Source organism: Pinisolibacter aquiterrae, from assembly GCF_019160155.1.
GTDB lineage: Bacteria > Pseudomonadota > Alphaproteobacteria > Rhizobiales > Ancalomicrobiaceae > Pinisolibacter > Pinisolibacter aquiterrae.
In genome coordinates this window covers 1-19340 of record NZ_JAFNIH010000002.1, presented here as the reverse complement: position 1 = coordinate 19340, position 19340 = coordinate 1, and the positions used below count along the sequence as shown (strand labels likewise).

Genomic DNA, 19340 nt, shown 5'->3' with positions numbered 1-19340 from the left:
CGAACCGCAATCCACGTGCCATCGCCGGGATCGACGAAAATCCGTGATTTCCCGGCGGTTTCGAACCTGCGTGGCGGCGGCCGACGTTCGCCCGGCCGAACCACGGCCGTCCTCGGTCCGGAAAGGCGAACACGACCGGGAGCCCGACGGGGCGACGCGCTTCGCCCTCTCACGGATCCGAGGCGAGGGTGGAGAGGAGATCGGAGGTCGCCGGCCGAGGCGCGGGCGGTCAGCGGCCGTCGACCGCGATGTCGTAGCGCCGCATCTTCTCCCACAGCGTGGTGCGGGAGACGCGCAGCATCTTGGCGGCCGGAAGGATGGCCCCCTTGGTCTTGGCGAGCGCCAGGAGGATGTGACGGCGCTCGGCGTCGTCGCGTGCGGCATCGAGCGGGACGAGGGTCTCGCCACGCGCGGCCTCCGCCGTGGTGAGCCCGCCCGTCGCCTGTTCGGGGAAGAGGTCGCCCGGCATGACCCAGGGACCGAGCGCCAGGGCGACCGCCCGTTCGATCCGATTGCGCAGCTCCCGCGCGTTGCCCGGCCAGGAGTGGGCGAGGAGCGCCTCCAGGGCCATTTCGGAGAGGCCGGCGAGCTCGGTTCCGAGCCGCGCGTTGAAATCGGCGAAGAAGCGATCGGCGAGCCAGCCGATGTCCTCGCGGCGTCCGCGCAGCGGCGGCACCACGGCCGACACGACGTTGATGCGGTAGTAGAGATCGCGGCGGAAGCCGCCCTGCTCGACGAGGCGGTCGAGGTCGACGTTGGTCGCCGCGATCAGCCGGCTCGCGAAGGGGATCGCCTGCTCGCCGCCGACACGGACGAAGGATCGCTCCTCGATCAGGCGCAGCAGTTTGGACTGGAGCTTCGGCGCCAGCTCGCCGATCTCGTCGAGGAACAGCGTGCCGCCCGCGGCGCGTTCGGCATAGCCGAGGTGACGCCCGGCGGCGCCGGTGAAGGCGCCCTTCTCGTGGCCGAACAGCTCGCTCTCCATGAGATCGGCCGGGATCGCGGCGCAGTTGACGGCGATGAAGGGTCCGGCGCCACCGGCCGAACGGTCGTGGACGAAACGCGCGCAGACCTCTTTGCCGGCGCCGGTCTCGCCGCCGATCAACAGATTGGAATTCACCTTGGCGACGCGGGTCAACAGGCGCTCGACCCGTCCCATCGCCTCGGAGATCCCGAGCACACAGGTCCGGGGCGGTGCCGCGAACTCCATCAGATGGTCCAACCGCAGCAGCAGATCCGGCATCTCGAAGGGCTTGGTCAGATAGTCGCCGGCGCCGGCGCGCAACAAGCGCACCGCCTGGTCGATGTCGCCGAAGCCGGTCATGAACAGGAACGGCGGCGGCGACGTCCGGCCGGCGACGTCGCGGAACACCACCTCGCCGGAGGCGTCCGGCAGGCGGATGTCGCAGACGACCGCATCGGGTTGATCGCGTTCGATGGCGCCGATCGCCTCGGCCGCCGTCCGCCACCAGCGAACGTCGGCGCCTTCGAGCGCGAGGCCCTGAGCCAGCGACTCCCCCATCAGCGGATCGTCTTCGACCAGACCGATGGTGCGGTTCTCAAGCGACACGGGCGATCCCTCCCTCGCGATCGAGAGGAAGGGCGACGGTGACGAGGGCGCCTCCCGATGGGCTGCGCGAAACCTCGACCGTACCCCGCAGATCGCGGATCAGCCGGCCGGTCATCCACAGGCCGAGACCATGGCCACGTCCGAACGGTGTCACCGACCCGGTGGTGTCGACGAGGACGGCGACCGCCCGGGCGGGCATGCCGGGGCCGTCGTCGGCCACTTCGAGCCGCAGACCGCCGTCGGCCTCGGCGATCCGCACCTCGATCGTCCCGCCCTGGGGCGAGGCGTTGCAGGCATTGAGGAGCAGATTGAGGAGGATCTGGCGCAGGGGCGAGGCCGGCAGGTCGACCGGGCCCGTCAGGCCGTTCCGCCAGATCAGGACGAGATCGTTGCGCAGCAGTTCCGGACCGGCGAGGATCTTCAGATCGTCGAGATCCTGGACGTCGACGGTGCGCCCGTCGCCGTCGGCGCGATAGGTGGCGAGCGTCGTGCGGACCATGTCGCGGATGCCGCGCAGACCACGGTCGATCAGATCGAGCGCGGTCGCCCGCGCCAGCGGCCGCTCGCCATGGCGCTTCAGGGTGTCGACGGCGTTGAAGAGGCCGCCGAGCGGATTGTTGATCTCGTGCGCCAGACCGGAGGCCAGCCGCCCCAGGCTCGCCAGACGTTCCTCGTCGGCGAGCCGGCGGATCAGGTCCTCGCGCTCGCGGCAGCTGAGCGCCAACGTGTTGAAGGCGGCGAAGAGGCGCCGGAACTCGTGGCCGGCCCGCGCCACCGCCGGCGAGGGAATGGGCGTGACCTCACCGGCGATGCCGGCCTCGAGGTGGGCGGCCAGAACCGCCACCGGCCGCATCATCCGGCGAACCGTGACCCAAGCGGTGACGACCAGGATCAGGGTCAGCACCGCATTGGACAGGACCAGCGTCCACAACACCCGTCGCCGCTCGTCCAGCAGAGACGAAATGTCGAGCTTTGCATGGATCGCGCCGACCGCGCGCCCGTTGTAGAGCACGTCGCGGCGGACATAGGCGCGCGCCTCCGGTTCGCGCAGGACGATCTCGCCGGACAGCGTCTCGGCGGCCGGATAGTCGGCCGGCAGCATGGAGGCGGAGGGGACGCGGCGTGGGTTGCCGGCCGCGATCACCCGACCGTCCGGGGTCGTCACGATCGTCTCGGCCGCCGTCAGATCGCCGTCGCCCTGACGAGTTCGGTCGAGGACGGCGTAGACCTCCCACACGTCCTCGCGCAGAACCGCGTCCACCAGGGCCGTCGACAGGCCGTCGAGATAGACCCGCGTCAAGGTGACCAGATGGGCCGTCTGGATCTCCGCGAGGCGCGACAGGACCCGCTCCGAGAGGAACAGCGACACCGCCAGCAGGAAGACCGCCGCGACCGCGGGGACCTTGATGGCGAGAGAGACCCGCGGCATCATCCCGTGCTCCCTCCCCTGACCTTCCGCATCTCCTCGGCGATCGGCTCGAAGAGCGACGGTTCCTCCGCGCGGAATCCGTCCAGCCGCAGCATCGACAGAACGACGCGTCCGTCGTCGTCGTTCTCCATGTCCGTCAGCGCATGCCGCAGGCGGTGGATCGCCGGGTCGTCGGCGAGCGCGATCGGGCAGGCGATCGGTGGGAAGCCCAGCCAGGCCGAAGCCTGGACGACCCGCGTCGCCGCGACGAGCTCGGCTTCGGTCTCCCGCATCACTTCCCAGACGTAGCCGTCGACGCTGCCGCTGCCGGCGAGACCCGCCGCCACGGCGCGGATGACGTTGCGATGGCCGTAGGTGAAGAAGGTCTGGCGGAAGAAGTGCGCCGGGTCGGTTCCCATCTCCGCGAGGGCGGCGGCGGTGACGAGCCAACCGGAATTCGAGTCCGGATCGGAAAAGGCGTGGATGTCGGACCTCAGGTCCTCGAGCCCGGCGGCCGACCGATCCGCCGAGGCGATCAGATAGGACCGATAGAGCGGACGTCCCTTCCAGATCGGCACCGCGACCAGAGCGAGCCGTGCCCGATAGGCGACGAAGGGGTAGCCGCAGATCCAGGCCGCATCCAATTGGCCGGAAACCAGAAGAGCCGTGATCTCCTGATAGGTGCGGCGGGTGATCAGCTTGACCGATCGGCCGGTCGCCCGCTCGAGACGGCTCTTGAGGCGTTGCAGCAGTTCCAGATCCGAGGTGAGGAACACCGGGGTCAGGCCGAAGCGCAGGTCCGGTTCGGCGGCGCGCAGGACACGCGGCGCAGCCAATGCGCCGAAGGTTCCACCGATGGCGCGCACGACCTCGCGTCGGCTGGTCGGCCGGACGGCTCGCAAGGCATTTCCCTCCGCGGTTCGTTCGTCTTCGTCGATGTTTCTGCTTACGAACCGATTAATATCGTATCGCAGAACCGGCGGGACGCGCAATCGCGTGGGATGCCGTCGACCTCGCCACTCGCAGCCTCCGAAACTCGGGGACCGCTGCCCCTCCGTCGGGCGGCGGAGGAGCCGAAGAGCGGGCGAGATTGCATCTTGTCAATCCATCGTAATATCGAGTATCGTCGATTCATGGATGAAAGAAACGCACTTCTCGCGTTCGGCGCGCTCTCCCAGCCGACCCGCCTCGCGGTCTTCCGGCTCCTGATGGCCCATGAACCCGAGGGTCTTCCGGCGGGCGAAGTCGCCCGGCGTCTCGACGTTCCGCAGAACACGATGTCGACCCATCTCGCAGTCCTGACGCGCGCCGACCTGATCGCGCCGGAGCGGCGCAGCCGTTCGATCATCTACCGAGCGCGGACGCAGAGCGTCGCGGCACTCGCGGAATTCCTCCTGCACGACTGCTGCGGAGGCAACCCGTCGGTCTGCTCCGAACTCGGAACGACGGTTTCGTCCCCCTGTTCGACGGAAATTCCCTCCACCGACGAGGCCCGCCATGGCTGACCGCATCTACAACGTGCTGTTTCTCTGCACCGGCAACACCGCCCGCTCGATCCTCGCCGAGAGTATTCTGACGAAGGACGGCGCCGGGCGTTTCAAGGCGTTTTCCGCCGGAAGCCACCCGAAGGGCACGGTCAATCCCTTCGCCTTGAAGGTGCTCGAAAAGGCCGATTACCCGACCGAGGGGTTCAGATCCAAGAGCTGGGACGAATTCGCCGTCCCCGGTGCGCCCGCCATGGATTTCGTCTTCACCGTCTGCGACAACGCCGCCGGCGAAGCCTGCCCGGTGTGGCCCGGTCAGCCGATGACGGCCCATTGGGGCATCGAGGACCCGGCCGCGGTCGAGGGTACGGACCTCCAGAAGGAGACCGCCTTCGTCACCGCCTTCCGATATCTCAAGAATCGGATCTCGGCCTTCCGGTCTCTGCCCCTGGCCAGCATCGACAAGATGGTGCTCGGCAACCAGTTGCGCGAAATCGGTCGCCTCGAAGGCGCGACCGGCGCGCGGGGAGTAGTGAAATGAGTGCCGTATCTCGCAGACTGTCGTTTCTCGATCGCTGGCTGACGCTGTGGATCTTCGCCGCCATGGCGCTCGGCATCGCCATCGGCTGGTCGGTGCCGGGTGTCGAAGGCTTCATCAATTCCTTCCAAGTGGGAACGACGAACATTCCCATCGCGATCGGATTGATCGTGATGATGTACCCGCCCTTCGCCAAGGTTCGCTATGAGGAACTGCCCGACGTCTTCCGAGACGGCAAGGTACTCGGCTTGTCGCTGGTGCAGAACTGGGTGGTCGGTCCGATCCTGATGTTCGTGCTCGCGGTCGTCTTTCTCCCCGACAAGCCCGAATACATGGTCGGCCTGATCATGATCGGTCTGGCGCGGTGCATCGCCATGGTGATCGTGTGGAACGAACTCGCCAAGGGTTCGACCGAGTATGCCGCCGGGCTCGTCGCCTTCAACTCGATCTTCCAGGTGCTGTTCTACAGCGTCTACGCCTGGTTCTTCGTCACGGTGCTGCCGCCGCTGTTCGGGCTCTCCGGCTCGGTGGTCGACGTCTCGATCGGCCAGATCGCCGAGAGTGTCTTCATCTATCTCGGCATCCCCTGCCTCGCCGGGGTGTTGACGCGGGTGATCATGCTGCGGTTCGTCTCGAAGGAGTGGTACCATACGCATTTCGTGCCCAAGATCGGGCCGCTCACCCTGATCGCGCTGCTCTTCACCATCGTCGTGATGTTCTCGCTCAAGGGCAAGCTGATCGTCGAGATCCCGCTCGACGTGGTGCGGATCGCCATTCCGCTGCTGATCTACTTCGTGGTGATGTTCGCGCTCTCCTTCGTGATGAGCCGAGGCATGGGCACCGACTACGGCCGCTGCACCACGCTCTGCTTCACCGCGGCGAGCAACAATTTCGAGCTGGCGATCGCCGTCGCGGTGGCGGTCTACGGCATCAATTCCGGCGCCGCCTTCGCCGCCGTCATCGGGCCCTTGGTCGAGGTGCCGGTGATGATCGCGCTGGTCAACGTCGCCCTGTGGACCCGGGAGCGGTACTTCCCCGCGACGCGGGCCGGCTGACCCGGCCATCCCCGATCCTTCGTCGGCCGAGCGCCCCACCGGCGGCGCTCGGTCGCTTTCCGATCCGCATCCGAGGACCGTCTCTCATGAACGTCGTCATCTACCACAACCCGAAATGCGGCACGTCGCGCAATACGCTCGCTCTCATCCGCCATGCCGGGATCGAGCCCGAGGTGATCGAATATCTGAAGACGCCGCCGACGCGGGAGCGCCTCGTCGAGCTGATCGCCGCGATGGGCGTGCCGGTGCGCTCGGTCATCCGAGAGAAGGGCACACCCTACGCCGAGCGCGGCCTCGCCGATCCGACGCTGAGCGACGACCAGCTGATCGACGCGATGATCGCCGATCCGATCCTCATCAACCGACCGATCGTCGTCACCCCGAAGGGCGTCCGCCTGTGCCGCCCGTCCGAAGCCGTGCTCGACCTGCTTCCCGCGATGCCGAAGGGCGAATTCCGCAAGGAAGACGGCGAGTTGGTGCTCGACGGCGAAGGCCGCCCGGTCGCGGCCGGGTGATCCGGTCCTCGGCGCCGACATGCACCACGTCGTTCCCGAAAGGGATGGAGAGCAGAGCCCCCCGATGATTGCCGATCTTCCCAATGTCGACGGGACGTGCCTCGACATCCCGACGCGCGAAAAGCTCGACGTCCCTGTTCCGTCGACTCATCCGCCACGCATTCTGCTGCTCTACGGATCGCTCAGGGAGCGGTCCTACAGCCGCCTGCTGACCTTCGAGGCCGCGCGTCTGCTCCGGCATTTCGGGGCGGAGACGCGGATCTTCGATCCCCATGGTCTACCGTTGCCGGACGGTGCGCCGGTCGATCATCCCAAGGTGCGGGAGCTGCGCGACCTGATGCTGTGGTCGGAGGGCCAGGTGTGGACCAGCCCCGAACGCCACGGCGCCATGAGCGCCGTGCTGAAGGCGCAGATCGACTGGGTGCCGCTGGCCCTCGGCGCGATCCGGCCGACGCAGGGCCGGACGCTGGCGTTGATGCAGGTCTGCGGCGGATCGCAGTCGTTCAATGCGGTCAACCAGATGCGCATCCTCGGGCGCTGGATGCGAATGCTGACGATCCCCAACCAGTCGTCCGTCGCCAAGGCCTTCGAGGAATTCGACGAGGCGGGGCGGATGCGGCCGTCGTCCTATTACGATCGGGTGGTCGACGTGATGGAGGAACTGGTCAAGTTCACCCTGCTCACGCGTGACCGCACCGACTACCTCACCAGTCGCTACGGCGAGCGCAAGGAAGCCGCCGCGAAGCTCGAAGAGCGCGTGCGGCTTCAGAAGATCTGACCCGCTCACGAGGCGCTCGCCGCTTCATGGCAAGGAGTCGTCCCGCGTGGGCACGCCCTGCCGGATGCCGAGATCGTCGTTCCCGGCGCCGGCGGCGATCGCCGCCGGATCGGGATCGAGATGGTCGAAGCGGTCGTCGGGGAGACGGCGCCGACGCGGAAGCCCGAAGGGACGCCTGCCCTCGGGCGCGGCCGGACCGATGCGGGCATAGGCCTCGTTACCACGCAGGATGACGATCTCCTCGCCTGCTCGGCGCGTTCGAGCACCTCGGCGAAGTTCCGGCACGCCGCGCCGATCTCGTAGGTGATCCACGGCATCCGAGCCTCCGAGGGAGGCGTCGGACGAGACCGGCATCGCAGATCATTCACTCACATATGGTCAAACAGCATATTTTTGAACACATATATATGGTCATAGCGAATTGCCTTGCTCACTCATATATGTAATCATATCCGGAAAATGGACATTCCCATATGAACAGCAATCAGGCTGCGCTCGCACGCAAGCAGATCGACAGACGCCTCGCTCCGCTGCGCGCGGCCAAACCCGCCTTGCCACCACGCGGTTGGCTGCGTGCCATCCGTGAAGCCTTGGGCATGACGACCCGCCAGCTCGCCGCGCGGATGAAGGTCGCTCCGTCACGCATTTCGGCGATCGAGAAAGCCGAGGTCTCCGGAGCCACCACGATCAAGACGCTGCGCGAGGCGGCGGCGGCGCTCGACTGCACCTTCGTCTACGCCTTCGTTCCCAACAAGCCGCTCGAGGAGATCCTGCGCGAGCGAGCGGCGCGGAAGGCCGCTCTCGACGTCGCGCGGCTCGATCACACCATGCGCCTCGAAAATCAGGCGCTCCTGAAGTCGGACCTCGACGACGAACGGCGCCGCATGGTCGACCTCCTCTCGTCGGGCTCGTTGCGCGGGCTCTGGGAGGACGACTGAACCATGCCCGACCCGTTGTTCCAAGCCGACGACGAAGCCAACACGCCTCTCACCCCGGAAGAGCGAGAGCAACTCATCCCCTCCTACATCACCCTCAGACACGAACTGAACGAAGCCGAGCAGGTGAACATCGGTCAGGCCCTGCGCTGGGCGACGTCACGCAAGCGCGACGTGCTCGACCCGGATCTTCTGAGCGCCCTTCATGCACGCATGTTCGGCGATGTCTGGCGCTGGGCCGGGCGGTATCGGACGACGGCCCGCAACATCGGCGTCGACGCCTACCGGATCCCGATGGAGGTGCGGCAGGCCGTCGACGATGCTCGATATTGGGTCGAACACGAGACCTTTCCGCCGGACGAAATCGCCGTGCGCCTCAGCCATCGACTGGTCGCCATCCATCCCTTTCCGAACGGCAATGGACGCTTCTCCCGCCTCGTCGGTGATCTGCTCGCGCGTCGGCTCGGGCGGCCACCGTTCAGTTGGGGGCGCGCCGATCTGGTCGACGCCGGGGAGACCCGCGCCCGCTACGTCGAAGCCCTCCGAGCGGCCGACGCTCATGACATTCGGCCCCTCCTCCTCTTCGCCCGCTCCTGAGCGATGAAGGCGGACGGCCACCCGACCGTGCCTCACCGACCGGGACGAGCCGGGTCCCGATGCACCGGCTTCCCGAACTCGATGCCCCGTCGGCCCTCCCCTGCCCTTCGCCGCGAAATCGCGCACATGGTTTTGCCTGCGATTTCCAGTGCCCCGGGAGCGTCGCGCGATCCGGCCGAGACTTCAGAACGGCTTCTCCTCGGCCAGAAGACCCGTCGCCAGGACGCGGAAAGCCTCGACGGCCTTGGGAAGGACGGCGCTCGGCTCGTCACTTGCCGCCACCCATAGCGCGGCATTCAACGCCGCGCCGTTGAGAAGACGCGCCGCCGCCTCATCGTCGACGGGCTTCATGATCCCTTGCGCGATCAGCCTGCCGACGGTCTGCCTCGTCATTTCCAGACAAGCGTTCTGGCTGGGCCATCGTGTGGGGTCCCCCAGAAAAGCGGGCCCGTCCAGCAACACGATCCGGCGGACCTCGGGGTCGAGGGCCATTTCGATATAGGCCGACCCCTCTGTGAGCAGACCTTCCCAATCGTTCGGCGCGGCCGCCGCCAGACCTTGCGCCCGCCCGGCCATTTCGCCGTCGACCTGAGCGACCACTGCGGCGAGCAGCCCCTTCTTGTCACCGAAATTGTGGTAGAGCGCCCCGCGCGTCAGCCCGACATCGGCGGTGAGTTCGTCCATCGAGGCCGCGGCGAACCCTTTCGCGGCAAAGGCCCGGCGCGCCGCCGAAATCAGCTTGGCGCGGTTTTGTTCCATGGTCTCGATGCGTCGACGCAGCGTCACGAAGGGCCGTCCTTTCACATACGCAGTGCATTTCATTTGACATACGTAGCGTATGCCAACTATCCACATACACAGCGTATATCAAATTGCGCCGCGCATGAGAACCCTGCCCCGGCGGCGACGAACGCCGACGTCGCAGGCCGAGCCGCTTCGAGAAAGGTCGTTTCCATGACCAGCCGTACTGCCGTCTTCCCGACGAACCGCCATGCCCTCTATGAAGCCCATGGCTATTCGGCCGCGATCGCATCCGGCGATCTCCTGTTCGTTTCCGGGCAGGTCGGCAGTCGCGCCGACGGCTCGCCGGAACCGGACTTCGCCGCGCAGGTTCGATTGGCCTTCGCCAATCTGGGGGCGACGCTGGCGGCGGGCGGCTGCACCTTCGACGACATCGTCGATGTGACGACGTTCCATACCGATCCGGAAAACCAGTTCGAAACGATCATGACAGTGAAGAGCGAGGTCTTCTCGCGGCCGCCCTATCCGAACTGGACCGCGATCGGCGTCACCTGGCTCGCCGGCTTCGACTTCGAGATCAAGGTCGTCGCCCGTATCCCGGATCGAACCTGAAGCCATCCTCGTCGCTGGACCACCGATGATCGGCCGGACCGCGCTCGGCACCGGCCGAAACCCGGGGCGACGTCACGGCGCGCGAAGGCGCCGATGATACGGAGAAGAACTCTGCGCTGTTCGGACACAGTTCGAGGCGATCCCGATTTGATTTGGATCACGGCATTGCCGCTTCGAACAGTCGACTACCTTGCGACAGCGCTTCGAATGCCAGGAACGACGGCGACGTGTCTTCCGGCGCGATGTGGGGACTGCGTGGCGGGAGAAACGGGGCCGTGGTCATGCCATATGAGCCCGTCCGGATCGGAATGGGGATGATCGAAGGCGATCATGCCCGGCTGCTCGACCTTCTGGCGAAGATCGAGGCCGCTCACGCGCGCGGCCATCGGCGTGCCGTCTCTCGCTTGTTGCGCTCGTTCCTCACCGCGTTCGATCGTCATTTCGAGGTCGAGACGAGCGTCTTGCGCGATCTCGGATATCCCGACCTCGACCGTCGTCATTCCGAGTTCATCACGTCGCGCTCCTGGCTGGTCTCGCATCCGCTCGATCTCAGCGATTCCGAGCATATGGGACGGATCATCGCCTTCGTGCGGGCCTGGTTGTTCGACCACGTCGGGCGGCAGGACAGCGCTCTCGGCAAGTCCATCGACGGCCCCTCGCCGCGGGGGTGGTTCAAGCTGCGCGCGGGCCTCGCCTTCATTCCCCTCCGCTGGCGCCTGATGCTGATCGGCGTGATCCCGCTGGCGGTCGTGCTGGGTCTGACATCGATGTTCTTCGTCGAGCTGCTGGACGGCCTCCGCTCGGCCGACCAGCTGCGCGAGGCGGTGAAGATCGAGGCCCGCATCGACGACCTCGTCTTCGAGCTCCAGGAGGAAGGCAATCAGGCGATCATGATCGTCGGCTCACCGCGCCGTCAGCGGGCCCTCTTCGAGGAACAACTGACGCGAACCGACACGGCGCTCTCCCGCTTCCACCAGATCATCGGGCATATTCGGGAGATCTCCCAGGACAAGTCCGTCCTCGACGCGATCGACAATGCCGAGTCTTCGTTGGCGCTCTTGCCGCGATCGCGCTCGGACGTACAGATCGGCAGTTACGACGTCTACAGCACGATCGAGTATTATCAGACGATCGTGACCGATCTGATGGAGATCTCTCCGGCAGTGGCGCGGCAATTGGTGCCGTCCGACGTCGCGCGCAGGATGAGTGCCTGGATCTTCCTGTCGAAGGCGAGAGAGCGGGCCGGTGCCGAACGGCTTCTCGGCACGTCGCTTCTTTCCGGCGTCATGATCGACGTGAAGGCGCGCGATTCCCGCTTCGTCTCGCAGCTCGTCACGGAACAGGAGACTCTGGCTCGCACCTTCCTCGGCCTCACCGACGAGCGGACCGCCGCCCTCTTCGCCGCCGCGATGACCGTGTCGCCGATGATGGACAACATGCGGCGGAGTTTCGACACGGACGCCAGTGGCCGCCCCTCGGCGATCGACTGGTCCGACACGGCCGGGCTTCGCCTCCAACGGATGCGCGACGTCGCGAGGAAGCTCGCCACCGAAATCGAAGCTCAGGCGGAGACGTTCCACGAGCAGTCCAGCCGTCACGTCACGCTGATGGGGGGTGGCATTCTCTTCGTCGTCTCGACGTCGCTCGCACTGATCTCGCTTCTCGGACTGAGCGTCCTACCGCCGTTGCATCGGCTGGGAACCGCCCTGCGCCGACTGGCCGACGGCGAACGGCTCGTCCCTGTTCCCGATACGAACGGGCGTGACGACGTCGCCGAGCTGGCACGAGGGGTCGTCGCGCTGCGTGACCGTCTCGTCCAAGGCGACCTGCTCGAAGCGCGGCGAGGAACGGAGACGGTCGATCGTCTGCGCGCCACGCTCGACAACCTGCCCGGCGTCGTCTTCCGTGTCGCGCAGATGCAAGGCCGAGCCGCGCGCGTGGTGGCGGTGAGCCGCAAGTTCCAGCATCTCGTCGACCTGCACGACAAGGATGTCGTCGACCGGCCGCTCGGAACGGTCCTGAGGGCGTGCATCGAGCCGAGCGATTGTCTGGCGCTGCTCCATTTCCTGCGTCGGGTCGGCGGTGGCCCGTTCGATTTCGAATGTCGTCTGCGGCGCGGCATCGGCAAGCGTCAGGTCTGGGTTCGCATCCTCGCCTCGTCGGTCGAAACCGGCAATGGACGTCTCTGGGACGGCGTCGCTCTCGACGTGACGGCGGCCAAACTCGCCGAAGCCGAGCGACGGCGCCTCCAAGAGGAGCTCGATCGTCGCCATCTCTCACAGGCCACCAACCGTCTCGCCTCTGGAATCAGCGGAGAACTGGCGCAGTTGTGGTCACCGTTGCGCGCCAATGCCGAACGAATTCTCCAGGACCTCCCCTCCGGAACGCCCTCGTGGAGGGCCGCGAAGGCGATTCACGACATTGCCCTGCGCACCCAACGGCTCGCCGACCAGCTGTGCCTCACGCGTGACGACGGTCGGACGGAGGGCGCGGTGGACGTCGTCGATCGGCTGGCGACCGCACTGGCGACCGAGGAACTCCAGGTTCCCGAGGGCGTGCTGATCGAGACGCATTTCGATGGGCGCGAAGCGCGGGTGGCGTGCGATCGGGAAGCGGTCGATCACATGGTCGCAAATCTGGTGAGCTACATCGGCGAGACGCTCGGGTTCGAACCCGGAATCGTCGAGATCCGGACGGAGGTCCGAACCGTCGAGGGAGGGTCCCACCTCTGCATCTCGATCCGCGACGATCGTTCCGTTCAGACACCGCGCACGCTCTCCAGGGTTCTGCGCATGCAGACCAGTCGCGTCGCCGAGGGGCGAGGCGAGGAGCTCTCGCTCGCCATCGTACGGCTCGTCGTCGACGAGGCCCGGGGCTGGGTTCAGTCACGGGTCACCGCCCATGGAGGCAGCACGCTCGAAATTTTCCTCCCGGTCGCCTCGGCTCCGGTGGGCAACGTCATTCGTCTCGAGAGGTCATCCCGATGGTCGAAGCGCGATCACTGAATTCAAGAGCCCGGACGTCACCGGGCGATGCCCTGGCGGATGTCATCCAACGCCTGTTTCCGCAGGAATGCGCGGCCACGACTCATCAAAGGCCGCGGTCATACGTCTTTCATCAGGGCTCGCCGGTCGATGTCGTCCACTTGGTGGTGCGGGGGACGCTCGTCCTCGAGCGCATCGACGAAGAGGGGCGAACGGTGATGTTCGGGACGCAGCCGGTCGGCACTTTGCTGGGTTGGCAGGATCTTCTGGACGGCCATGTTCATCGCAGCAGTTGTCAGTCGATCTGCGCGAGTGATCTCATCACCATTCCGACGGAGCGTTTCGAGAGTGCTCTGCGCGAAAGCGAAGATCTATTGCTCAAGCTGATGCAACAAGCGGCGATACAGACGAATTATTACGAGGAGCACATCTTCAGACTATCGACACTCGATGTTCCCGAACGGCTCTATCGTACGCTCTGGACTCTCGCGGGCTCGCCCGAGCTCGAAGGCGAGGTGATCGAGGTCGAGACGCCCCTGATGAAGCGCGACATCGCGGCTCTCGTCGGGACGTCTCCGGAATCTCTCTCGCGGGGATTGCAGCGGCTCTCGAGATTGAAAGTCGCCGAGTTCACCGACAAGAACACGTTCCGGCTTCTGCCGAACAACAAGATGGACATCAAGTGAAGAGCGTGGCGCCCGGTGAGACCACCGAGCCGCGCGTCGTATGAGGTCGATCGACGCCTATTCGGCGGCCTCGGTCGCGATCCGGTCCCGCTCCGGTTCGATGGTCGAGACGTGGTGGTGCGTCAGCGGCCGGTTGCCGGTCAGGGCGCGGATGACGACGTAGAACACCGGCGTCAGCACGAGGCCGAAGACGGTGACGCCGATCATGCCGGAGAACACCGCGACGCCCATCGCCCGGCGCATCTCGGCGCCGGCGCCGATCGAGGTGACCAGCGGCAGCACACCCATGACGAAGGCGAGTGAGGTCATCAGGATCGGTCGGAGCCGGAGCCGGCTCGCCTCGATCGCCGCCGCGATCGGCGTCCGGCCGGCGAACTCCAGCTCGCGGGCGAATTCGACGATCAGGATGGCGTTCTTCGCCGACAAGCCGACGAGCACGATCAGGCCGATCTGGGTGAAGATGTTGGCATCCCCTCCCGACAGCCATACGCCGGTCATCGCGGAGAGCAGCGCCATCGGCACGATCAGGATGATCGCGATCGGCAGCGCGAGGCTCTCGTATTGCGCCGCGAGCACCAGGAAGACCAGGAGCAGCGCCAACGGGAACACGATCGTCGACGAATTGCCGGCGATGATCTGCTGATAGGTGAGCTCGGTCCATTCGAAGCCGAAGCCCTTGGGCAGGGTTTCCGCCGCGATCCTCGCCACCGCCGCCTGGGCCTGATCCGAGGAGAAACCGGGGGCCGGGTTTGCGTTGACGTCGGCCGCGAGGAAGCCGTTGTAGCGCATCGCCCGTTCGGGGCCGGCCACCGGCCGCACCTTGAGCAGCACCGACAGCGGGATCATCTCGCCCGACTTCGACTTGACCTCCAACCTCCCGATGTCCTCCGGCCGGGCGCGGAACGGCGCGTCGGCCTGCACCCGCACCGAATAGGTGCGGCCGAAGCGGTTGAAGTCGTTGACGTAGAGCGAGCCGAGATAGATCTGCATGGTCTCGAACACGTCGGTGACCGAGACGCCGAGCTGGCGCGCCTTGATCCGGTCGACGTCGGCGAAGAGCTGCGGCACGTCGATCTGATAGCCGGAGAACGGGCGCGCCAGTTCCGGCGCCGTCGCGGCGCGCGCCAGGAACGCCTTGACGACGCCGTCGAGCGCCTCGTAGCCGCGCCCGGCGCGGTCCTCGATCTGCAGCTTGAAGCCGCCGATGGTCCCGATGCCCTGCACCGGCGGCGGCGGGAACATGGCGATGAAGGCGTCCTGGATACCGGCGTATTTCTTGTTGAGCGCGAGCGCGATCGCCCCGCCCGAGAGCACCGGCGAGCGCCGCTCCTCGAAGTCCTTCAGCACGACGAAGACGATGCCGGCGTTGGAGCTGTTGGTGAAGCCGTTGATCGAAAGCCCCGGAAACGCCAGCGCGTTCTCGACGCCGGGCTCGGCCAGCGCGATCTCGCCCATGCGACGGATCACCTCCTCGGTGCGGTCGAGCGTGGCGCCGTCGGGCAACTGGGCGAAGCCGACCAGATATTGCTTGTCCTGGCCGGGCACGAAGCCACCGGGCACCGCCTGGAACACCATCCAGGTGCCGCCGAGCAGCACCGCGTAGACCGCCATGGCGAGGCTCTTGTGCCGCGCGACGCGGCCGACGCTCGCGCCGTAGGCGGCCGAGCCGCGCCGGAAGACGGCGTTGAAGCCGCGGAAGAACCAGCCGAGGGTGAAGTCGATGATCCGGCCGAGCCGATCCTTCGGCGCGGCGTGGTCGCGCAGCAGCAGCGCGGCGAGCGCCGGCGAGAGCGTCAGCGAGTTGATCGCCGAGATCACCGTCGAGATGGCGATGGTGAGCGCGAACTGCCGATAGAACTGGCCGGTGAGCCCGGTGATGAAGGCGAGCGGCACGAACACCGCGACCAGCACCAGGGCGATGGCGACGATCGGCCCCGACACCTCGCGCATCGCATGATAGGCGGCTTCGCGTGGGCCGTGGCCCTGCTCGATGTTGCGCTCGACGTTCTCGACCACGACGATCGCATCGTCGACGACGATGCCGATCGCCAGGACGAGGCCGAACAGAGTGAGCGCGTTGACCGAGAAGCCGGCGACGTACATCACCGCGAAGGTGCCGACGATCGACACCGGCACCGCCAGAAGCGGAATGATCGACGCCCGCCAGGTCTGCAGGAACACGACGACGACGATCACCACCAGGGCGATCGCCTCGAACAGGGTCTCGACCACGGCGCGGATCGAGGCGCGGACGAACCGCGTGGTGTCGTAGACGATCCGGTATTCGACGCCCTCCGGCATGGTCTCCCGGATCTCCGCCATCACCTCACGGACGCGATCGGAGATCTGGATCGCGTTCGATCCCGGCGCCTGGAACACCGGCACGGCGACCGCCGGCTTGTTGTCGAGCAGCGAGCGCAGCGCGTAGGACGACGTGCCGAGCTCGATCCGGGCGATGTCGGAGAGCCGGGTGATCTCGCCGTTCGGCCCGGACTTGACGATGATCGAGCCGAACTCCTCCGCCGTTCGGAGACGACCTTCGGCATTGATCGACAGCTGCAGGTCGAGCCCGGGAACCGAGGGCGCCCCGCCGACCACGCCGGCCGCCGCCTGGACGTTCTGGGCACGGATCTCGGCGGCGACCTCGGTCGCCGAAAGCCCGTGGGCGGCGACCTTTTCCGGGTCGAGCCACACCCGCATCGAATAGTCGCCGGCGCCGAAGATCTGGACGTCGCCGACCCCGGGGATGCGGGCGAGCCGATCCTTGACGTTGAGCACCGCGTAGTTGCGCAGGTAGGTGACGTCGTAGCGGTCGTTCGGCGAGAGCACGTGGACGACCATCATCAGGTCGGCCGAGCTCTTCACCGTGGTGACCCCGAGCGCCCGCACCTCGGCCGGCAATCGCGCCTCGGCCTGAGCGACGCGGTTCTGGACGAGCTGCTGGGCCTTGTCGGCGTCGGTGCCGAGCCGGAATGTGACCGTCAACGTCATCAGCCCGTCGGTGGTCGCCTGGCTCGCCATGTAGAGCATGTTCTCGACGCCGTTGATCGATTCCTCGATCGGGGTCGCCACCGTCTCGGCGATCACCTTGGGGCTGGCACCGGGGTATTGCGCCCGCACCACGATCGAGGGCGGCACCACTTCGGGATATTCCGAGACCGGCATCGAGACGAGCGCGAGGAGGCCGGCGACGAAGATCAGGACGGAGAGAACGCCCGCGAAGATCGGTCGGTCGATGAAGAATTTAGAGAGGTTCATGGCGATCCTCGTGAGGCGACGGCCGACCGGCCGCGGCGCCGGCGGGCGCCGCGGGGTGGGAACGACGAAAGGGAGAAGCAACGCCACCGCTTCACCGTGGTGGCCCGGCCGAACGTCAGTCGCTCGAGGCGAGGCGCGGGGTGCCGCGCGCGCCCATCGCGACCTCCTGCGCCTTGACCGGCGAACCGGGACGCACGCGCTGGAGACCGTTGACGATCACGCGTTCACCCGGCGAAAGCCCGTCGGTGACGACCCTGAGGCCGTCGACCGAGCGACCGAGCGTGACCAGGCGGAACGCGGCGCGATCGTCGGCGTCGACCACCATGACGTACCGCTTGTCCTGATCGGAACCGACCGCCCGTTCGTCGACCAGCAGCACCGACTCGACCTTGGCGCGCCCCATCTTCAGGCGGACGAACTGGCCGGGCATCAGATCTCCGGTCGGATTGGTGAAGACGGCTTGCAGATGGACGGTCCCGCTCGCCGCATCGACGCGGTTGCCGATCGACTGCAGTCGGCCGACCGCCGTGCCGCGACCGTCGGCCGTGACCATCTCGATCGGAATGCGGTCGAGCCCGGCGCGGGCGTCGCCGCCGCCGTCGGAGAGACCGTCGAGAGCCCGCCGCAGGACGCTCTCGTCGACGTCGAAACTCGCGCGGATCGGATCGATCGACAGGAGCGTCGTCAGTACCGGCGCCGACGGTCCGCCGGCGACGAGGTTGCCGACGGTGATCTCACGCCGGCCGACGCGCCCGGAGACGGGAGCGACGATCTCGGTGTAGCCGAGATCGAGGCGAGCCGAGGTCAGGGACGCCCGCGCGGCGCGGAGGTTCGCCTCCGCCTCCTTCTCGGCGTTGACCCGCCCGTCGAGCTCGCGGGACGAGACGGTGTGGGTGTCCCACAGCTTCTGCCCTCGCTCGAGATCCGACCGGGCCAACGCCAGCCGCGCTTCGGCCCCCGCCACCAGGGCCTCCGCTCGGGCCACGACCGCCGCGTAGGGGGCGGGATCGATGGTGACGAGCCGGTCGCCGGCCGCGACCGGCTGGCCCTCGGCGAAGTGGACGGCCTCGACCACTCCGGCGATGCGGGCCCGCACCTCGACCTTCTCCACCGCCTCGAGACGTCCCGAGAACTCGTCCCAGAACATCGTGTCGCGACGCGCGACCGTGGCGACCGTCACCGGGACGGCAGGGGGCACGGCCGGAGCCGCGGTGACGGTCGCCTCCGCCGCGGGGGCGAAGGAACCGGGAAGGCCGGATCGGGCGAGAACGACGGCGGCGACGGCGAAGCCCACCAACGCCACGACGGGCGAGCCGCGGCGGCGCGGGTGGTCGGAGGTGCTCGGAGGGGGAGGATCGAGGGGTGACGACATCGTGTTGCCTCACATCTGTAGTGATCACTACAAATGAGGCGCTGGACAGCGGCCGTCAAGCCTCTTATGTAGCGAATGATAAGAAAGTGTCGGGAGACATGCAACATGGCGATGGGCAGACCCCGCGCCTTCGACCGCGAAGCGGCGCTCGACCGGGCGATGGACGTGTTCTGGCGCAAGGGCTACGAGGGCGCCACCTTGGCCGAGTTGACGCGCGAGATGGGCATCAATCCGCCGAGCCTCTATGCCGCCTTCGGCAACAAGGAAGGTCTCTTCACCGCCGCGCTCGACCGTTACAGCGCCCGCATCGAGAGTTATCTGCGGGAGATCCTCGCCGCCCCGACGGCGCGCGAGGTGGTTTCACGGATGTTGCACGGCAAGGCCGACTACCTGACCGATCCCGCCAACCCGCCCGGCTGCCTCTATGTCCAGGGCGGGCTCGCCTGCGGCGAAGACGCCAAGAACGTTCCGGCCGAACTCGCCCGCCGACGCGCCCGCGCCGAAGTGGCGCTGCGCGAGCGTTTCGAACAGGCGTCCGCCGAGGGCGACCTTCCGCCCGACGCGGTTCCGGCGGTGTTGGCGAGCCTCGTCATGACGCTGATCCAGGGCATGGACGTGCGCGCCTCGGCCGGCGCGACGCGCGAGGACTTGCACAGTCTCGTCGATCTGGCTCTCGCCGGTCTGTTCCCGCCCCCGGCGGCCGCGCCCACCTCCGACGGCTGACTCCGGCTCGGAGCGGTAGGACGTCTCTCCTCTCGGACGAGGCCTCCGCTCAGCCCTACCCTACGAACAGACGTCGATAGAGCG

Annotated in this window: 17 protein-coding genes and 1 pseudogene; 11 read left to right on the top strand and 7 right to left on the bottom strand. The window is 67.0% G+C overall.

The genetic code is table 11. The features are described 5' to 3' along the window. Positions 1 to 229: 229 nt before the first annotated feature. Genes J3S89_RS00245 through J3S89_RS00235 form a run of 3 tightly spaced genes read right to left on the bottom strand, consistent with a single transcriptional unit; the run spans position 230 to position 3754 of the window. Entirely contained in the window at positions 230 to 1570 is a 1341-nt protein-coding gene (locus J3S89_RS00245; protein ID WP_217925457.1) for a sigma-54-dependent transcriptional regulator, read from the bottom strand. After that, entirely contained in the window at positions 1560 to 2999 is a 1440-nt protein-coding gene (locus tag J3S89_RS00240) for a sensor histidine kinase (protein WP_217925456.1), read from the bottom strand. Before J3S89_RS00240 ends, J3S89_RS00245 begins: the two co-directional genes overlap by 11 nt. Continuing rightward, complete coding sequence (locus J3S89_RS00235; RefSeq protein ID WP_338019796.1) at positions 2999 to 3754, bottom strand: substrate-binding domain-containing protein; 756 nt, start codon at positions 3752 to 3754, stop codon at positions 2999 to 3001. The genes J3S89_RS00240 and J3S89_RS00235 overlap by 1 nt, the downstream gene beginning before the upstream one ends. Here J3S89_RS00235 and J3S89_RS23565 point away from each other — a divergent pair. From J3S89_RS23565 to arsH, 5 genes are all read left to right on the top strand, one after another. After that, entirely contained in the window at positions 3722 to 4483 is a 762-nt protein-coding gene (locus tag J3S89_RS23565) for an ArsR/SmtB family transcription factor (protein ID WP_420801326.1), read from the top strand. The genes J3S89_RS00235 and J3S89_RS23565 overlap by 33 nt on opposite strands. Beyond that, a complete protein-coding gene (locus J3S89_RS00225; RefSeq protein WP_217925454.1) occupies positions 4476 to 5003 on the top strand; it encodes an arsenate reductase ArsC in 528 nt (175 codons plus the stop codon). The genes J3S89_RS23565 and J3S89_RS00225 overlap by 8 nt, the downstream gene beginning before the upstream one ends. Further along, positions 5000 to 6055: an ACR3 family arsenite efflux transporter gene (arsB, locus tag J3S89_RS00220; RefSeq protein WP_217925453.1), complete on the top strand. Its 1056-nt coding sequence runs from the start codon at positions 5000 to 5002 to the stop codon at positions 6053 to 6055. The genes J3S89_RS00225 and arsB overlap by 4 nt, the downstream gene beginning before the upstream one ends. Positions 6056 to 6141: 86 nt before the next feature. Further along, the gene (arsC, locus tag J3S89_RS00215) at positions 6142 to 6570 is read left to right on the top strand and encodes an arsenate reductase (glutaredoxin) (RefSeq protein ID WP_217925452.1); all 429 of its coding nucleotides are present in this window, start codon (positions 6142 to 6144) and stop codon (positions 6568 to 6570) included. Between the two features lie 64 nt (positions 6571 to 6634). After that, positions 6635 to 7348, top strand: coding sequence for an arsenical resistance protein ArsH (gene arsH, locus J3S89_RS00210; protein WP_217925451.1), 714 nt, complete (start codon positions 6635 to 6637; stop codon positions 7346 to 7348). 24 nt (positions 7349 to 7372) lie between these two features. Here arsH and J3S89_RS00205 read toward each other — a convergent pair. Continuing rightward, a pseudogene (locus tag J3S89_RS00205) lies at positions 7373 to 7665 on the bottom strand (type II toxin-antitoxin system Phd/YefM family antitoxin). A 156-nt stretch (positions 7666 to 7821) separates the two neighbouring features. On the opposite strand from J3S89_RS00205, the gene J3S89_RS00200 reads away from it, so the two are divergent. Continuing rightward, a complete protein-coding gene (locus tag J3S89_RS00200; RefSeq protein ID WP_217925450.1) occupies positions 7822 to 8286 on the top strand; it encodes a mobile mystery protein A in 465 nt (154 codons plus the stop codon). A gap of 3 nt (positions 8287 to 8289) precedes the next feature. Continuing rightward, on the top strand, positions 8290 to 8880 hold the full coding sequence (locus J3S89_RS00195; protein ID WP_217925449.1) for a mobile mystery protein B: 591 nt from the start codon (positions 8290 to 8292) through the stop codon (positions 8878 to 8880). A 183-nt stretch (positions 8881 to 9063) separates the two neighbouring features. Here J3S89_RS00195 and J3S89_RS00190 read toward each other — a convergent pair whose 3' ends face one another. Further along, positions 9064 to 9702: a TetR/AcrR family transcriptional regulator gene (locus J3S89_RS00190; RefSeq protein ID WP_230489107.1), complete on the bottom strand. Its 639-nt coding sequence runs from the start codon at positions 9700 to 9702 to the stop codon at positions 9064 to 9066. Positions 9703 to 9834: 132 nt separating this feature from the next. Here J3S89_RS00190 and J3S89_RS00185 point away from each other — a divergent pair, with 132 nt between their 5' ends. The 3 genes from J3S89_RS00185 (at position 9835) to J3S89_RS00175 (ending at position 13903) form a co-directional block, all read left to right on the top strand. Beyond that, complete coding sequence (locus J3S89_RS00185; protein ID WP_217925448.1) at positions 9835 to 10233, top strand: RidA family protein; 399 nt, start codon at positions 9835 to 9837, stop codon at positions 10231 to 10233. A 314-nt stretch (positions 10234 to 10547) separates the two neighbouring features. After that, positions 10548 to 13238 carry a nitrate- and nitrite sensing domain-containing protein gene (locus tag J3S89_RS00180; RefSeq protein ID WP_217925447.1) on the top strand — a complete coding sequence of 897 codons (2691 nt, stop codon included), beginning with the start codon at positions 10548 to 10550 and terminating at the stop codon, positions 13236 to 13238. Next, positions 13217 to 13903 carry a Crp/Fnr family transcriptional regulator gene (locus tag J3S89_RS00175; RefSeq protein WP_217925446.1) on the top strand — a complete coding sequence of 229 codons (687 nt, stop codon included), beginning with the start codon at positions 13217 to 13219 and terminating at the stop codon, positions 13901 to 13903. Before J3S89_RS00180 ends, J3S89_RS00175 begins: the two co-directional genes overlap by 22 nt. A gap of 57 nt (positions 13904 to 13960) precedes the next feature. Here J3S89_RS00175 and J3S89_RS00170 read toward each other — a convergent pair whose 3' ends face one another. Together J3S89_RS00170 and J3S89_RS00165 are read right to left on the bottom strand one after the other, a co-directional pair. Continuing rightward, positions 13961 to 17161, bottom strand: coding sequence for an efflux RND transporter permease subunit (locus tag J3S89_RS00170; RefSeq protein WP_217925445.1), 3201 nt, complete (start codon positions 17159 to 17161; stop codon positions 13961 to 13963). A 115-nt stretch (positions 17162 to 17276) separates the two neighbouring features. Continuing rightward, complete coding sequence (locus J3S89_RS00165) at positions 17277 to 18533, bottom strand: efflux RND transporter periplasmic adaptor subunit (protein WP_217925444.1); 1257 nt, start codon at positions 18531 to 18533, stop codon at positions 17277 to 17279. A gap of 105 nt (positions 18534 to 18638) precedes the next feature. Between J3S89_RS00165 and J3S89_RS00160 the strand changes: the two genes are divergently transcribed. Then, entirely contained in the window at positions 18639 to 19256 is a 618-nt protein-coding gene (locus J3S89_RS00160) for a TetR/AcrR family transcriptional regulator (RefSeq protein WP_217925443.1), read from the top strand. The last annotated feature ends 84 nt before the right edge of the window (positions 19257 to 19340 follow it).

Bases quoted from the DNA above. Each gene is read 5' to 3' on its own strand.
- J3S89_RS00240 (WP_217925456.1), bottom strand. From the start codon at position 2,999: ATGCCGCGGGTCTCTCTCGCCATCAAGGTCCCCGCGGTCGCGGCGGTC.
- J3S89_RS00225 (WP_217925454.1), top strand. From the start codon at position 4,476: ATGGCTGACCGCATCTACAACGTGCTGTTTCTCTGCACCGGCAACACC.
- arsB (WP_217925453.1), top strand. From the start codon at position 5,000: ATGAGTGCCGTATCTCGCAGACTGTCGTTTCTCGATCGCTGGCTGACG.
- arsC (WP_217925452.1), top strand. From the start codon at position 6,142: ATGAACGTCGTCATCTACCACAACCCGAAATGCGGCACGTCGCGCAAT.
- arsH (WP_217925451.1), top strand. From the start codon at position 6,635: ATGATTGCCGATCTTCCCAATGTCGACGGGACGTGCCTCGACATCCCG.
- J3S89_RS00200 (WP_217925450.1), top strand. From the start codon at position 7,822: ATGAACAGCAATCAGGCTGCGCTCGCACGCAAGCAGATCGACAGACGC.
- J3S89_RS00195 (WP_217925449.1), top strand. From the start codon at position 8,290: ATGCCCGACCCGTTGTTCCAAGCCGACGACGAAGCCAACACGCCTCTC.
- J3S89_RS00190 (WP_230489107.1), bottom strand. From the start codon at position 9,702: ATGAAATGCACTGCGTATGTGAAAGGACGGCCCTTCGTGACGCTGCGT.
- J3S89_RS00185 (WP_217925448.1), top strand. From the start codon at position 9,835: ATGACCAGCCGTACTGCCGTCTTCCCGACGAACCGCCATGCCCTCTAT.
- J3S89_RS00180 (WP_217925447.1), top strand. From the start codon at position 10,548: ATGATCGAAGGCGATCATGCCCGGCTGCTCGACCTTCTGGCGAAGATC.
- J3S89_RS00175 (WP_217925446.1), top strand. From the start codon at position 13,217: ATGGTCGAAGCGCGATCACTGAATTCAAGAGCCCGGACGTCACCGGGC.
- J3S89_RS00170 (WP_217925445.1), bottom strand. From the start codon at position 17,161: ATGAACCTCTCTAAATTCTTCATCGACCGACCGATCTTCGCGGGCGTT.
- J3S89_RS00165 (WP_217925444.1), bottom strand. From the start codon at position 18,533: ATGTCGTCACCCCTCGATCCTCCCCCTCCGAGCACCTCCGACCACCCG.
- J3S89_RS00160 (WP_217925443.1), top strand. From the start codon at position 18,639: ATGGCGATGGGCAGACCCCGCGCCTTCGACCGCGAAGCGGCGCTCGAC.